Below are 687 nucleotides of genomic sequence, written 5' to 3' on the forward strand. Positions count from 1 at the left end.
CAGTAAGAATCGATCATGGCAACATCGACCTCGATAATCTTTCTCGCCTCCGGGTCGGTAAAGAGTTCCGCAACCTGGTGCCGGCTACCCTCGTAACGCAGATCCACACCGAGAGCAGGCAAGTTGTACTGGGTCACGGTGTTTTGAATATGCGTCATCAGGCTGGCTCGTGCCCGAACTAAGGAGTTCCGGCGTCGCATAAGATCCCGGGTCGCTCGCATTTCCTTCGGATAGACATAGGCGAGGGGGAAATTACCACCGCGGAGTAATCTCGCAATTTTGAGCGAGTCCAGTTTGTCGCTTTTAGCCTTGGCCCCGTGAATCAACTTCATGTAGAAGGCATGGCCAAGAACGAATTCTATGCCTTCCTTCCGACAGAGATCTGCGAGCCAGTACCAGGCGAACATACACTCGACTCCAACGATGAGCCCTTCTCTGAACGGTGCGATGGCTCTGAGAAATTCAGCGGGGTTCGCGTTGCAGTTGCAATGGACGAGGACATTGCCGTCCTCATCAATGACGCAGACATACATTTTCCTGGCATGAAGGTCGATTCCGCAGTAATGTTTGTGCTTGTTAGTGTAGAATCTCATGAGGCCCCCCTTTTTGGATAAAAGCTTCTCGCAAAGGCCAGCATACACTAACAGGAAAGTGTATGCCCAAAAGGGGGGCCTGTAACAGTATCCA

1 protein-coding gene is annotated in these 687 nt (G+C 51.8%); it reads right to left on the minus strand.

What is annotated here, in order from left to right:
• A partial coding sequence (locus JFN90_RS22055; protein WP_199397291.1) for an IS110 family transposase occupies positions 1-593 on the minus strand: 593 nt, incomplete at its 3' end.
• Between the last annotated feature and the right edge of the window lie 94 nt (positions 594-687).

Origin of the sequence: Geomonas propionica (genome assembly GCF_016458235.1) — a bacterium.
Taxonomy (GTDB): Bacteria; Desulfobacterota; Desulfuromonadia; order Geobacterales; family Geobacteraceae; genus Geomonas; species Geomonas propionica.